Annotated in this window: 8 protein-coding genes; 6 read left to right on the forward strand and 2 right to left on the reverse strand. The window is 70.0% G+C overall.

What is annotated here, in order from left to right; genetic code table 11:
• The first annotated feature begins 80 nt into the window (after positions 1-80).
• From ACWFR1_RS27735 to ACWFR1_RS27750, 4 genes are read left to right on the forward strand one after another with little or no spacing between them, the layout of a single operon-like run.
• Positions 81-1649 (forward strand): ABC transporter substrate-binding protein, encoded by a 1569-nt coding sequence (locus ACWFR1_RS27735; protein WP_453555665.1) that lies wholly within the window; start codon positions 81-83, stop codon positions 1647-1649.
• A complete protein-coding gene (locus ACWFR1_RS27740) occupies positions 1649-2650 on the forward strand; it encodes an ABC transporter permease (protein WP_453555667.1) in 1002 nt (333 codons plus the stop codon). Before ACWFR1_RS27735 ends, ACWFR1_RS27740 begins: the two co-directional genes overlap by 1 nt.
• Complete coding sequence (locus tag ACWFR1_RS27745; protein WP_453555669.1) at positions 2650-4590, forward strand: dipeptide/oligopeptide/nickel ABC transporter permease/ATP-binding protein; 1941 nt, start codon at positions 2650-2652, stop codon at positions 4588-4590. Before ACWFR1_RS27740 ends, ACWFR1_RS27745 begins: the two co-directional genes overlap by 1 nt.
• The gene (locus ACWFR1_RS27750) at positions 4587-5369 is read left to right on the forward strand and encodes an ATP-binding cassette domain-containing protein (RefSeq protein ID WP_453555671.1); all 783 of its coding nucleotides are present in this window, start codon (positions 4587-4589) and stop codon (positions 5367-5369) included. Before ACWFR1_RS27745 ends, ACWFR1_RS27750 begins: the two co-directional genes overlap by 4 nt.
• 42 nt (positions 5370-5411) lie before the next feature.
• Here ACWFR1_RS27750 and ACWFR1_RS27755 read toward each other — a convergent pair whose 3' ends face one another.
• Together ACWFR1_RS27755 and ACWFR1_RS27760 are read right to left on the reverse strand one after the other, a co-directional pair.
• Complete coding sequence (locus ACWFR1_RS27755) at positions 5412-6314, reverse strand: alpha/beta hydrolase fold domain-containing protein (RefSeq protein WP_453555673.1); 903 nt, start codon at positions 6312-6314, stop codon at positions 5412-5414.
• A 103-nt stretch (positions 6315-6417) separates the two neighbouring features.
• Positions 6418-7368, reverse strand: coding sequence for an MFS transporter (locus tag ACWFR1_RS27760; protein ID WP_453555675.1), 951 nt, complete (start codon positions 7366-7368; stop codon positions 6418-6420).
• Here ACWFR1_RS27760 and ACWFR1_RS27765 point away from each other — a divergent pair.
• Positions 7301-8311: an Lrp/AsnC family transcriptional regulator gene (locus ACWFR1_RS27765; RefSeq protein WP_453555689.1), complete on the forward strand. Its 1011-nt coding sequence runs from the start codon at positions 7301-7303 to the stop codon at positions 8309-8311. The genes ACWFR1_RS27760 and ACWFR1_RS27765 overlap by 68 nt on opposite strands.
• 918 nt (positions 8312-9229) lie before the next feature.
• Positions 9230-15109 (forward strand): RHS repeat domain-containing protein, encoded by a 5880-nt coding sequence (locus ACWFR1_RS27770; protein WP_453555677.1) that lies wholly within the window; start codon positions 9230-9232, stop codon positions 15107-15109.
• The last annotated feature ends 8 nt before the right edge of the window (positions 15110-15117 follow it).

The following is a 15117-nucleotide window of genomic DNA, read 5'->3' on the forward strand; positions in this document are numbered from 1 at the left end:
GGGAAGTGGCCTGTTCTGTATGCCGCATCACACCGCAGCGTCGCCCCCCGCCCTCAGCCCTCCGTCCCGGGGAGTCCTCCATGCACCGTTCGCGATTCCTCTCCGGCGCCGTCACGGTCGCCGCCACGTCCCTCCTCGCCTCCGCCTGCACCACCGGCTCCGCGGGCGGCCCTTCGCCGAGCGGTGCCGCCGGTGGTGGCACCGTCAGGATCGGTGTCACCTCCGACGTCACGTCGTTCGACCCGGCGAAGGGCGCGGGTGGCACGGACTACGTGATGACGTCCCTGCTGTACCAGTCGTTGATCGGCCAGGACGACGGCGGCGTGTTCGTCGCCGGTCTGGCCGAGACCTGGACGGCCACGCCCACGAAGACGACCCTCACCCTCAAGAAGGGTCTGACCTGCTCCGACGGCTCCTCCCTGACCGCCTCGCAGGTCGTCGCCTCGCTGCAGCGCTACCGGAAGACCTCGCCCGGAGCCCTGCTCACCTTCGGCGCAGCGAACGCCGGCGAGAAGACGACGATCACCGGAGACGACACGGCCGGCACCGTCTCCATCACCACCGCCACCCCGTGGGGCGAGGTCCTGAGCGGCCTTTCCGGCACCGGCGCCGGGATCATCTGCAAGCCCGGTCTCGACGCGGGCGCCGCCGCGCTCGCCCGGGGCGCCGTCAAGGGCGCGGCCTCCGGCCCGTACGAGATGGCGACGGCGCGGCGCGGCGCCTCGTACGAACTCAGGCTGCGCAAGGGCTTCGAGGCGTATCCGCGCTTCGCCTCGGTGCCCGCGGGGAAGCCGGCCGACACGCTGCGGATCCAGGTCGCGAGGAACGAGTCGACCCTCGCCAACCAGTTGCGGACCGGCGCCCTGGACCTGGCCCCCATCACCGGCACGGACGTCACGCGGTTCACCGGCGACGCCGGGTACGCGGTCAGATCGACGCCGTTCATCCGGAACTTCATCGCCTTCAACCAGCGCCCCGGACACCCGGGCGCCGACCCGAAGATCCGCGAAGCGGTCGCGCAGGCGGTCAGCGCCACCGCCTTCAACAAGGTCTTCGGCGGCGCGGGCCGGCCCATGACGTCGTACGTGGACGAGAAGTCCGCCTGCGTCTCCACCGACGCCTCCCTGCTGACCAGGACCGACCCGGCCGCGGCGAAGAAGACCCTCGCGGGAGTGTCGATCAAGCTGGAGGGGTCCAACGCGGTCGCCGGCGGCGCCGGCAACTCCTACGTCGCCGAGGCCCTGCGCACCGCCGGAGTCGACGTCAAGCTCACCAACGCCGACAACGCCACCTGGGCCACCGACGTCACCGCCAACCAAGGCGACTGGGACGCCACCGTCTTCCCGCTGATCAGCGGCTCCCTCGCGCGCGGAGGCAGCTACTTCCTGGGTCCGGAACCGGCCAAGGGCGGCCAGAACTACGGCGCGGTGAAGAACACGGCGTACGCGGCGAACTACGTCGCGGCCACCTCCACCACCGACGCGAACGCCAAGTGCGCCTCCTGGCAGAAGGCCCAGGAGGCCCTGCTCAAGGCCGACGACGTGGTCCCGCTCGCCACCGTGAACGTGCACTACGTCGCCCGCAAGGGCGTCTCCTTCGCGATGCCGAACGGATCCCTCACCGTCTCCACGCTCCGGATCACCGACTGATGGCGACGACCCTGACCGACAGGACCGCCGCGGGGGCGGCGGCGGGGCGCGCGACGGCGCTCGGCCCCTGGGGCGGCTTCCTCCTCCGGCGACTCGTCGGACTCGCCGCCGTCGCCATCACGCTCGTCGTCGGCACGTTCCTGATGGTGCAGCTCATCCCCGGCGACCCGGCGCGCGTGGTCGCGGGCGCCGACGCCACGCCCGCCGACGTGGAGCAGGCCCGCCACGAACTGGGCCTCGACCGAGCGCTGTCGACGCAGTTCGGCACGTACGCCAGCGGTCTGCTCCGCGGCGACCTCGGCACCTCCTTCCAGACGAAGGAACCGGTCGCCGAGATCATCGGCGGCCGACTGCCGTTCACCGCCGAGATCGCGTTCCTCTCCGTCCTGGCGGTGCTGCTGCTCGCCGTACCGATCGGACTCGCCGTCGCCGCACGCGGCAGCCGGCGCACCGACGGGACGTTCACGTTCGTCACCGGCCTGGTCGGCGCCACACCCGAGTACATCATCGGCACGCTCCTCGTCCTCGGCTTCGCGATCAGGCTGGGCTGGTTCCCGGCGGCGGGCGCCGAGACGGTGACGTCGATGGTGCTTCCCGTCGCCGCGCTGGTCCTGCCCGGGACCTGCGTCATGGCCCGCATCGTGCGCAGCGAGGCCACACACGTCCTCGCCCAGGACTACATGCGCACCGCGCGGGGCCGCCGCCTGCCATCGCTGCGTCTGTACGCCCGCCACGCCCTGCCCAACCTGCTGACCGCCACCCTGACCCTCGGCGGACTGATCCTCGCGGGCCTGCTCGGCGGCACGGTCGTCGTCGAGTCCGTCTTCGCCTGGCCGGGCATCGGCCAGCGCGTCGTCGAGGCGCTCCTCGTCCGCGACTACTCCGTGATCCAGGGCTGCGTCCTGGTCCTCGGCCTGCTCGCCGCCCTCCTCAACCTGCTCGTCGACGTCGTCCTCGCGCTGCTCGACCCGCGCACCCTCGCCGGAAAGGGAGGCCACTGATGCGACGCGTACGGTGGAACACCCCGCTCGTCGTGGCCCTCACCGGCCTCGGCCTGATCGCTCTCCTCGGCGTCGTCGCCCCCTTCCTGTGGGAGGAACGGGCGACCGCGCTCGGCGGCGCCGCCCGCGCCCATCCGTCCGGCGAACACTGGCTCGGCACCGACGCCCTCGGCCGCGACGTACTGGCCCGCACCCTGGTGGCCACCCGCCTCACCCTGGAGATGACGCTCGCCGCGACCGCGCTCGCCGCCGTCGCGGGCAGCCTCCTCGGCACCGTCGTCTGGGTCTCGGGCCGGCGCGTACGCGAACTGGGCCTGCGGTTGATCGACGTGATGATCTCCTATCCGGCACTCATCCTGGCCCTGGTGATCGCCACGGTCCTCGGGACAGGACCCACCGCCTCGGTCCTCGCGATCGGCCTGGGCGGCGCACCCGCGTTCGCCCGCCTCACCGCCACCATGGCGGCCTCGGTCGCCCGGCGCGACTTCGTGACCCAGGCCCGCCTGATGGGCGTACCGCCCTCCCGTCTGCTCGCCCGCCACCTGCTGCCCAACATCTCAGGGCCGCTGCTCGTGCTGCTCTCGGTGGCCTTCGCGAACGTCCTCGTCGCGCTCTCCGGCCTGTCGTTCCTGGGCGTCGGCGTGCAGTCGCCGGACTACGACTGGGGAGCGCTGCTCAACTCCGGCCTCGAGTCGCTCTACACCAACCCCGCGGAGGCGATCGGCCCCGCGGTCGCCATCACCGTCACCGGCGTCCTCGCGGGCTTCGTCGGCGACGGCCTCGCCACGGCACTCGACCCCCGTGCCGGCGGTACGAAGCCCAGGGCGGGTCGCCCGGCCGTCGAGGCTGCCGCGCGCTCCCACCGGGCGCCCGAGGACGCCCTGGTGACGGTGGACCACCTCGTCGTCACCCTGCCGGACGGCACCCGTCTCGTCGACGACGTCTCCTTCCACGTCATGCCCGGCGAGATCCTCGGCCTCGTGGGAGAGTCCGGCTCCGGAAAGTCGCTGACGGCGATGAGCGTGGCCAGGCTCCTGCCGGAAGAGCTGTCCGCGCACGCGGCGCAACTGACCCTGGACGACCTCGACCTGACCGGCTCCGAAGCCGAACCCCGGCGCCTGGCCACCGAGATCGGCATCGTCTACCAGGACCCCTCGGCCTCCTTCAACCCGGCCCTGAAGGTGGGCGGCCAGCTGACCGAGACGCTCCGCGTGCACCAGGGCGTGCGCGCGGGGGAAGCACGGGGGCGCGCCGTCGAGGCCCTGGAGCAGGTGCGGATCGAGAACCCGGCCCGGGTCGTGAAGCAGTACCCGTACGAGCTGTCCGGCGGCATGCGGCAGCGCGCGATGATCGCCGCCGCGATCCTGCCCGGTCCGCGGCTGATCGTCGCCGACGAACCGACCACCGCCCTCGACGTCACCGTCCAGGCCGAGGTGCTCGACCTCCTCAAGGACATCAACGGCACCCGCGGCACGAGCATGCTCTTCATCTCCCACGACATCGGCGTGATCGGCACGGTCTGCCATCGGGTCGTGGTGATGTACGCGGGCCGGGTGGTGGAGGAACTGTCCGCGGCGGATCTGCGGGCGGGCCGCGCGAAACACCCGTACACCAAGGCGTTGCTGGCCGCGAGCCCACGTCTCCAGGGCGCTGATACGGATACGGGCGGGGACACGGACGCGGACACGGATACCGGCGGGGAAACGGACGCGGACACGGATACCGGCGGGGAAACGGACGCGGATACGGCCACCGTCGTCGCGCGCGTACCGCTCGCGACGATCACGGGCCGCCCGCCGGCACCCGCCGACCGCCCGGCCGGCTGCGCCTTCGCCGACCGCTGTCCGGTCGTGCTCGACGGCCTCTGCGGGACCGAACGTCCGCCGATGGTCGACGCCGTCGCCTGCCACGCCGTACGCCAGGAGGTGCAGACCGCATGACCACGTCCCCCTACAAGCTGGCCGTCGAGGACCTGACCGTCGCCTTCGGGCACGGCCGGGCTGCCAGAACGGTGCTGCACGGCGTGTCCACCGGGGTCAGGGCCGGGCAGACGCTCGGCCTGGTCGGCGAGTCCGGATCGGGCAAGTCGACGATCGCCAAGGCGATCGTGGGCATCCACCCGGTCCGCACCGGCCGCGTCACGCTCGGCGGAGAAGACCTCACGGGGCTCCGGGGGAGAGGGCTCGTCGCGGTACGCCGCCGGATCCAGCTCGTCTCCCAGGACCCGTACGCCTCGCTCAACCCGCGTATGACGGTCGGTGAGGCCATCGCCGAGGCCGTCGACCCGGTGCGGGCCGATGCCAGGAAGCACGCGGCGACGGTCGAGCGGTGGCTGGAGACCGTCGCCCTGGACGGCTCGGCCGCCGCCAGGTACCCGCACGAGTTCTCCGGCGGCCAGCGCCAGCGCATCGCGGTCGCCCGCGCCCTGGCCGTGGGACCCGAAGTGGTGATCGCCGACGAGATCACCTCGGCGCTCGACGCCTCCGTCCAGGCCGAGGTGCTCAACCTCCTGGAGGAGCTGAGGCGTTCGCTGGCCCTGACGATGGTCTTCATCTCCCACGACCTGGCCGTCGTCCGTCACGTCAGCGACGAGGTGGCCGTCCTGTGCCAGGGGGAGCTGGTGGAGCAGGGCCCGGTGCGGGACGTGTACCGCGCGCCGCGCCACCCCTACACGCGCCGCCTGCTCGCGAGCGTGCCGGCGTTCGAGGCCGGCGCCTGAGAGGCGCACGCGGTGATGCTGACGGTGGGCAAGGCCCAGGCTCTACAAGCGCGACAGGGCGGCGCAGAGGACGGCGCGGGCCGCCCGGCCTTCGGGGATCGGCAGGAGCGGGCAGACGTGCAGCATTCCCGGCGCCTCGTGGAAGTCCAGCTCGACGCCCGCGGCCGTGGCGCGGGCGGCCAGTCGTCGGGCGTCGGGGTTGACGATGTCGCGGGTTCCGCTGAACAGCGTGATCGGGTTCAGCCCGGTCAGGTCGGAGAGCAGCGGACTGACGTGCGGGTGGTCGACGGGGAGCGCACCGCGGTAGAGATCTCCGGCACAGCGCGCACCGGGGACGGCGAGCCAGGGGTCGTGGCTTTCGAGCGGGGCGATGGCCGGGTCGGTCAGGGTGATGTCGAGCCAGGGTGAGATGAGGACGGTGCGGGCGGGGGCGGGAAGCCCCTGGTCCCGCAGATGGAGGGCGACGGCGAGTGCCATTCCGCCGCCGGCGGAGTCGCCGATGAGGCTGAGGGCCGTGGTGGCCGTGTCGTCGAGTATGCCGGCGGCCAGCGCGGTGACGGCCGGGACCACTTCGTCCGCGGTCGCCAGGGGAGCGAGGGGGTAGATCGGCACGGTGATCCGGGTGCCGGTTCCGGCGGCCACGTGGGCGATCAGCGTCCAGTGCTGGGGCGCTATCTCGTTGATGTACGCGCCGCCGTGCAGATAGACCGCCCGCCGTCCGGTGTCGGGAGTGCCGCGAGGAGTGACCTCGTAGACGGGCCAGCCGGCCACGCGGCGTACGGCGAGGTCGACCGTGCGCTCCAGTCCGGCCGGCGGTGCGTATCCGGTCGGCCGCAGGGAACGGGCACGGACCTGGTCCCGGACGGCCTCAGCCGAGCTGAACACCTTCTTGCCCCCACGGAGCCGCATCACGGTCGGCATCGCTCTGCTGATCAGGCTCGGCACGGTACGGCTCCGATTCCACGGTCGGTGTTCTTCGGTGTTCTGTGGTGTTCTCCGGTGTTCTGTGGTGCTCTGCCGCGTCACGTCAGGCCGGTGTTCTCCGGCGTCACGTCAGGTCGGTGTTCTTCGTCTCGGGCATCCGGTGCACCACGGCTAGGGCGAGGAGCAGCAGGACCACCGTGTAGCCGAGGAAGAGGTCACCGTTCCCGTTGCTGGTCAGCCATGTCTGAAGATACGGCGCACTGCCGCCGCAGGCGGCCACGGCGATCGCGTAGGGGAAGCCCACACCCGTGGTGCGCAGCCGGGTGGGGAACATCTCCGCGAACACCGCGGGGGTGATCGCCCCACCCGCGGACATGAAGAGCATGGCGATCGTCATCGACACGGCCAGCTGCCAGGCCTGGTCCTGGACGAACCAGTTCAGGGGGAAGGCGAGGACGGCTCCGCCGATGTAGGAGCCGTACAGGACGGGCTTCCGGCCGACGCGGTCGGACAGGGCACCGAACAGGGGCAGCGCCACGAGGAAGACCAGGTTGGCGAGGACTCCCGCCCACAGCGCGGCGGAGGCCTCGATGCCGTGGAGGGAGATGGCCTGGGCGGGGGCGGAGACGGCCCAGGTGTAGTAGACGACCGTGCCGCCCAGGGTGAGGCCGATCACGCGCAGGCACGCCGCCCGGTTCTCCCAGAAGCCGCGCCAGACGGAGGTGCGCGGTTCGTGGTCCGGGGTGTCGGTCTGCTTCTCGAAGGCTTCGGTCTCCTCAAGGCGGAGCCGCATGATCAGCGCGTACAGGCCGAGCAGTCCACCGACGACGAAGGGCACCCGCCAGCCCCACGCGTGGAGCTGGTCCTCGCTCAGGAAGGAGGCGAGGACGGCGGCGAGCACGGTGGCGACCATGATGCCGCAGGTGCCGGAGATGTAGATCAGGCTCGACCAGAGTCCCCGCCGTTCGCGGGGGGCCATCTCCGCCACGTACGTCTGCGCCGCACACCTGGACGAACTCGACCTCAGCCTGGTCAACACCCTGCAGATCGATCCCCGGGCCCCCTGGGCGCGCATCGGACGCGCACTCGACCTCGACCCGGTCACCGTGGCCCGACGCTGGTCCCGGCTTACCGGGACGGGCGTCGCATGGATCACGGCACAGCCCGGGCGCGCGCAGATCTCCCAGGGCTGTCTGGCCTTCGTCGAAGTGGACTGTCAGGCCGGTCGTACGCTCGAAGTCGCCAACACCCTCGCGAGTTGGCCCCACGTCCTGACCGTGGACCACACCAGCGGGGGCCGGGACCTGCTGCTCACCGTCTCGACACCCACGCTCGCGTCCCTCTCCCACTACCTGCTCGAACGCCTGGGATCGCTCCCGGGAATCAGATCCACCCGCACGCAGCTCGGCACCCATGTCTTCACCCACGCCACCGACTGGCGCCTGCGCGCCCTCGACCCCCGCCAGCGGGCCCACATCACCGCCGAGCGGCCGACCCGGTCGCCGTCGACACCCCAGACCCTCACGGCGAGGGACCGGCTCCTCGTCGTGCGCCTCGGGGCCGACGGACGCACCTCGCTGACGGACCTCGCGGAGGAACTGGGCGTCGGGATCACCACCGTACGCAAGCGACTCGCCCTCCTCATCGCCAACGAGGATCTGGAACTGCGCTGCGAAGTCGCTCAACCCCTGTGCGGCTGGCCGATCTCCACCTCGATATGGGCCCAGGCCGAGATCGACGACCGCGACGCCCTGAACAGGCTCTTAGCCGCCGTCCCGGAGATCCGGGCGTGCATCGGCCTCGCCGGGGGTACGGCGAACCTCCTCATCAGCGTCTGGCTCCGCTCCCTCCCGGACATCCGCGGCCTCGAAGCCCGCCTGGTCGGCGCACTGCCCGGACTGAAGGTGCTGGACCAGGCCGTCTCGCTGCGCTTCGTCAAACGCATGGGCCGCATCCTCGACCCGCCAGGCCGCAGCGTGACCACCGTCCCCATGGACATCTGGTCGCAGCCCTCCTGAAACCCCGGCCACCCGTGCGCGCCGCACGGCAGTCAGGGTCTTGCCGGACACCCCTTCCTTCCCAGGCATCCGGACGACGCTCGCCGTGGTCACGGCCAGGACCGACCGAGGGGGCACGCCCGTGCCGTACGAGACCGGCGCGAGGGTGAAGCTGACCAGGTTGGTCCGACACGGCAATTCCTGCCGTCAACGGCTTGGCGGCCACGCTCGCGGAAAGTTCAGCTATTGCCCTCCACCCGAACGTTTTGCAACCGAAGAATGCGTGCATCACCTCAACGAAAACGCATGATGAAGCTGACGGAAACATCATCTGCCGGCTCCAAGACTCAAGGCTGATTCGTCGTGGTGGCCCTGTGGCGCGCCTGGTCACGGGTCTGGCGATCGCTTCGGAGGCCGCTGCGAAGGCGACGAAGCACAGGGAATGAGCCGAAGCCGCCCGACTTTTCCATCAAGATCCACTTTGTCTGATTTTCCTTTCTGGAAACCTTTGACTCTCTTTTCGCCCACGACAGGAAAAGCCCCTGGCAGGAGGCCTGTTAGCCTGCGTCGGATTCCATAGGACCTTTCTTGGGGGAAGTAGTGAGACGCAACCGCAGGCATGGCCTGCATGTACTCATGGCCGCCGTGGTATTGGGCAGCATGCTGCCCGGTGCCGCTGCTGCCGCAAGCCCGGACGACAGACCGCGGCTGCCTGATCTGAGACAACCAAAGGCCGTCGCGGTGACGGGAGTTGCGACGGGGGGTGCCAAGCGGCCGGACGCCGCCACTGCCCGTTCGTGGTGGAAGAATCCCCCGAGGGCGGCCTGGCCGTCGCAGGGCAGCGCCGAAGTGTCCCTGGCGGCAGGAGGTCGGGCGGGAAGTCTGCCCGTCTCCATAGCGCAGGCTCCCTCCGCGGGCCGCGCCTCGACGTCGACCACGGTGAAGGTCGCACTCGCCGACCGGAACGCGGCCCGCAAGGCGGGTGTCGAGGGCGTGATGCTGACCGTCGCCCCCAGCAAGGCGGCGAGCAAGGCGAATCCCGCCCGGGTCTCGGTGGACTACGGGGCCTTCCGGGGTGCCTACGGCGGTGACTGGGCCTCCCGCCTCCGCCTGGTCGAACTCCCGGCCTGCGCGCTGACCACACCCGAGGCCGCGAAGTGCCGCGTCCAGAAGCCGCTCGCCACGGAGAACGACGTCCGCGCGGGCAGGCTCACCGCGAACAGCACGGTGCCGATGTCCGGCGCCATGGTCCTGGCCGCGACGGCGGATGCCGAAGGACCCATCGGCGACTACAAGGCGACCTCTCTGCAGGCGTCGGGCTCGTGGAGCGGCGGAGGCTCGACCGGTGCCTTCACCTGGTCGCAGCCGATCGAGGTTCCCGAGGCTCCGGGCGGCGGGAAGCCCGACATCACGCTGAACTACAACTCGCAGTCGGTGGACGGGCTCACGGCCGCGGCCAACACCCAGCCGTCGTGGATCGGTGACGGCTGGAACTGGGAGCCGGGGTTCATCGAGCGCAGGTACAAGGGCTGCAACGAGGACAAGACCGGTGGCACCAACGCCGTGGACGTCGGCGACCTGTGTTGGTACAACGACAACGCGACGCTGAACCTCGGCGGCAAGAACACCGAGCTCGTCTACGAGTCGGGCAAGGGCTGGCATCCGGCCACCGACTCGGGCGAGAAGGTCGAGAAGCTGACCGGTGCCGCCAACGGCGACGACAACGGTGAGCACTGGAAGATCACCACGATCGACGGCACCCAGTACTTCTTCGGTCTGAACCGGCTGCCCGGCTGGAGCGACCACGGCACGGCCGCCGACGACCCGGTCACCAACTCCGCCTGGACCGTGCCCGTCTTCGGCAACCAGTCGGGCGAGCCCTGCTACAACGCGAGCTTCGCCAGCGGCTGGTGCCAGCAGGCCTGGCGCTGGCAGCTCGACTACGTGGTCGCGCCCGGTGCTGACGCCATGGCCTACTACTGGGACGCCGAGAAGAACAACTACGCCCGCAACACCGACCGGACGACGGGCAAGGGCACGGTCACGCCGTACACCCGCGGCGGCTGGCTGGACCGGATCGACTACGGCCTGCGCGACACCGCCGCCTACACCGGCAAGCCCGCGGGCCAGGTGAAGTTCGGCGTCGCCGAGCGGTGCCTGACCACCTGCGGCACGTTCGACGAGACCAACGCCAAGAACTGGCCGGACGTCCCGTACGACCAGTACTGCAAGGACGGCTCGACCGAGTGCAAGGACCAGTTCTCCCCGACGTTCTGGACCCGCAAGCGGCTGACCTCCATCACCACCAAGCTGCTCACCGGTGGGGCGTACAAGGACGTCGACACCTGGACCCTGGCCCAGGACTTCCCCGCCTCCGGTGACGGCATCTCCACCCCGATGTGGCTCAAGTCCATCCAGCGCACCGGCACAGTGGGCGGCACCGCCACCCTCCCGCCCGTCACCTTCGCGGGCGAGCAGATGGCCAACCGCGTCGACAAGACCGGTGACGGGCTGGCTCCGTTCATCCGTCTCCGCCTCTACCAGATCACGACGGAGACCGGCGGCACCATCGGTGTCGTGTATTCCCCGCCGGAGTGCACCGCGACCACTCTGCCCGCGGCCGACGGGACCAACACGACCCGCTGCTACTCGGTCAAATGGGCGTACGAGGGCGAGACGGCGAAGACCGACTGGTTCAACAGCTATGTCGTGAACACCGTGATCGAGGGCGACAACCTGGTCGAATCCCCGGACAAGGTCACCTCGTACTCCTACCTGGGCGGCGCCGCCTGGGCCAAGAGCACCGACGAGTTCACCAAGGCCGAGGACCGCACCTATTCCGTCGCGCGAGGCTACGAGCGCGTCCAGACCCGCACCGGCGCCGCCTCCGACCCCCGCACCCTGGCCGAGACCCGCTACTTCCGCGGTATCGACGGCCAGAGCGTCAAGGACTCCGCGGGTGACTCCGTCACCGACCGCGAACAGTTCGCCGGCATGAAGCGGGAGTCCGCCACCTACAACGGCGACGACACGAACAAGCTCGTCTCCGCCACCTCGTACACCCCGTGGCGCTCCGCTGTGATCGCCTCCCGCACCCGCGGCGGTCTGCCGGCGCTCGAGGCGTACCAGACGGGCACCGAGCGGGAGATCAGTCGGACGACCACCAGCACGGGTGTCGCCAGGACTGAGGTCTCGCGGGGCTTCGACACGTACGGACTGGTCACCACCGAGTCCTCGACCGGTGACACGAGCAGGACCGGCGACGAGCAGTGCGTGACCACCAGCTACGCGCGGAACCTCACCACCTGGTCGCTGAACAAGCCCTCGCGGATGGAGACGGTCGCCGTTCCCTGCGGCAGTCCCGTCAGCCGTCCGGCCGACATCATGGACGACATCCGCACGTACTACGACAACGGCACCCTGGGCACCGTCCCGGGCCGGGGCGTCGTCACCAGGACCGAGCGCATCAACGGCAAGGGTGACGGATACGACGCCACCGCCACCATCCCCAGCACCTGCGGCGCGGACGCCAAGCAGCTGTGCGTGGACATCCACGGCCGGGCGCTGGCCGTGGCCGACGCCCTCGGCAACGTGACCACCACCGCCTACACGCCGGCGACCGGTGAGGTGCCGACGAGTTCCTCGGTGGCCAACTCGCTGGGGCACACCACCACCACGGTCCTGGAGCCGCTGCGCGCCCAGCCCACGCAGGTCACGGACCCCAACAACAAGGTCGTCACCACGGCCTACGATCCGCTGGGCCGCGTGACCAAGGTCTGGCTGGCGACCCGCTCGGCCACGACGTATCCGGACTCGCCGAACTACGTCTACGCGTACCTGGTCCGCAACGACGGCCCCGTTATCACGACCACCAGCACGCTGACGCACGACTCCAAGTACCAGACGGCCTACGCGATCGCCGACGGCATGCTGCGGCCGCGCCAGACCCAGGAGCCCTCGCCCGACCTTTCGGGCCGACTGGTGACGGAGACCTTCTACGACACCCGCGGCCTGGTCTGGCGCACCTCGGGCAACTTCTACGCCGAGGGCGCCCCCGAGCCGCTGCTGGTGACGGGACAGGAGCTGAAGTACCCGGCGTCGGTCGACACCGAGTACGACGGTGCGGGCCGTGTCGTCGCCAAGATCTCCAAGCGATTCGGCGACGAGACCAGGCGCACGACCAACGTCTACACCGGTGACACCACGACGGTGATTCCGCCCGCGGGAGGCACGGCCACGGCTTCGGTGACCGATGCTCTCGGTCGCGTCGTGGAGACGAAGCAGTTCACGAACGCCGAGCGCACGACGGCGTTGTCCACGAAGTACTCCTTCGACAAGCACCGACGTCTCTCGCAGGTGGTCGACCCGGCGAACGCCAAGTGGACCTACGCGTACGACGTCCGCGGCCGGCAGACCGAGGTCGACGACCCGGACAAGGGCCTGTCGAAGACCTACTACGACCAGGCCGACCGCGTCACGGACGTCACCGACGCCCGGCTGATCACTCTGCACTACGACTACGACGAGCTCGGCCGCAGGACCGCGGTGAAGCGGGGCACCACCACCCTGGCGACGTGGCTGTACGACACCGTGTCCAAGGGCCAGGTGTCGAAGTCCACGCGATTCGTCGGCGGCAACGCCTACGAGTCGGCCGTCACGTCGTACAACAGCCTGTACCAGCCGGTGGGGCAACAGGTCACGATCCCCGCCTCCGAGGGGCTCCTCGCGGGCGTCTACAAGTGGATCAACTCCTACAACCTCAACACCGGTCAGGTGATGTGGGTGCAGCACCCCGCCGCGGGCGGGCTGGCGCAGGAGAAGGTCGCCAACACCTACACCACGAGCGCCGGGCTGCTCAACACCGTCGGCGCCGCTGCGGACCCGATCATCTCGGCGAACACCTATGACCACTACGGCCGCAACATCCGCCAGGAGTTCGGCGCCTTCGCCCAGCACCTGTGGCTGAGCAACGAGTACGACGAGCACACCGGCGCCCTGACCCGCTCGTACACCGACCGCGAGGTCGCACCGCAGCGGATCGAGGACACCCGGTACGGCTACGACCTGGCCGGCAACATCACCTCGCTGGCCACGGCCTACGGTCAGGACGCCGGGCGCACCACGGACACCCAGTGCTTCGGGCTCGACGCGCTGCGCCGGATCACCGAGGCCTGGACCAACATCGGTGCGACGTGCGCCTCCGCCCCCGCCGACTCCGTGGTGGGCGGCCAGGACGCGTACTGGACCTCGTACACGTACGACGCGGTCGGCAACCGCACGACCGAGACGAAGCACAGGACCGCCTCCGGTCCGACCGCCGACACACTGCGCACGTACGCGGCCCCGAACCCCGGACGTCACGACCTGCCCAAGGTCACCCAGACCGGGACCGCCCCGCACGAGGAGTCCTTCACCTACGACGCCGCGGGCAACACCGAGACCCGCACCATCGGCGGCGCGGCCCCGCAGACGCTCGCCTGGGACGACGAGGGACACCTCAAGTCGGTCACCCAGGGCACGAACGTCAGCGCGTACGTGTACGACACCGGGGGGCAGCGTCTGATCCGCAGGGACTCGACGGGCACCACCCTGACCCTGCCGGGTGGGACCGAGCTCAAGCTCGACAAGGCCGGCACCACGGTCACCGGCACCCGGTACTACGCGGTGGCGGGCAAGGCCGTCGCCATGCGCACGGGCGGGAAGCTCACCTTCCTGTTCTCCGACCACCACGGCACCGGCACGACGCAGGTCTCCGCCGACGCCGCGCAGGTGGTCAAGCGCCGCAAGACGTCGATCTTCGGCGAGCAGCGCGGTGCGCAGCCCTCGGGCTGGGCCGGAGACAAGAGCTTCGTCGGCGGGACCAGGGACGTCGACAGCGGGCTGACCCACATCGGCGCCCGTGAGTACGACCCGGCCCTGGGCCGGTTCGTGTCCGTTGACCCGATCCGTGACCTCACCGACGCGCAGCAGCTGCACGGCTACACGTACAGCAGCAACAACCCGGTGACGCGCAGCGACCCGACGGGGCAGTACGACCCGGACGAGCGCTCGTTCTGCAACGGCAACCCGGACAGCTGTACCGGCGGCCGTTACGACCGCAAGAAGGCGGAGCAGGACACCGGTGAGAAGAAGCGCAGCAAGCGGAACTACTACACCACCGAGTACAAGGCGGTCGACGACTCGTACCTGATGAGCAGGTTGAGCTCGAAGCGGGCCGCCGACCTGCGCAAGAAGCGGTTCCACGACATCTACTACAAGCGGGACGGCTACTACGGCGACGTGGTCCAGCTGCTCGACACCGCGACCAGCCTGTGCTGGGACACCCGCTTCGCCTGCCAGCGGGCGAAGAAGTTCGACATGGACGTCATGGAGGACCGGATCGAAGCGGCCCTGGAGAAGATCGACGAGTCGGTGGGCCATCCCAACGAGGACACCGAGTACGCCTGGGACAACGACGACTTCCACGTCGCCATGCGGATCGCGATGGACATGCACGACGTCCACTCGATCGTCGCCCGCAGGGAGAACGAACCGGCTCCCGGGGCCGCCGGAGACAAGCAGTTCGACGGATGGGTGGACGGTGTCAGGTCGGAGTTCAAGCGGATCAAGGGTGACAACCCCGACGCGCTCCAGAGCCATCTGACGACCGCCAACCGCCAGGGCGCCGACCGTGTGTACGTCGCCGTGGAGGGCATCAGCGAGCGGGACATCACGAACAAGCTGAACGGCTGGGTGAAGAACCCGAGGACGCGTGAGGTCAGACTGACCACGGTGATCTTCCTCGGTGAGAATTACATCAAGGAAGTCGAGCTCAAGTAGAAAGGGAG

It is taken from the genome of Streptomyces sp. NPDC055103, from assembly GCF_053607625.1.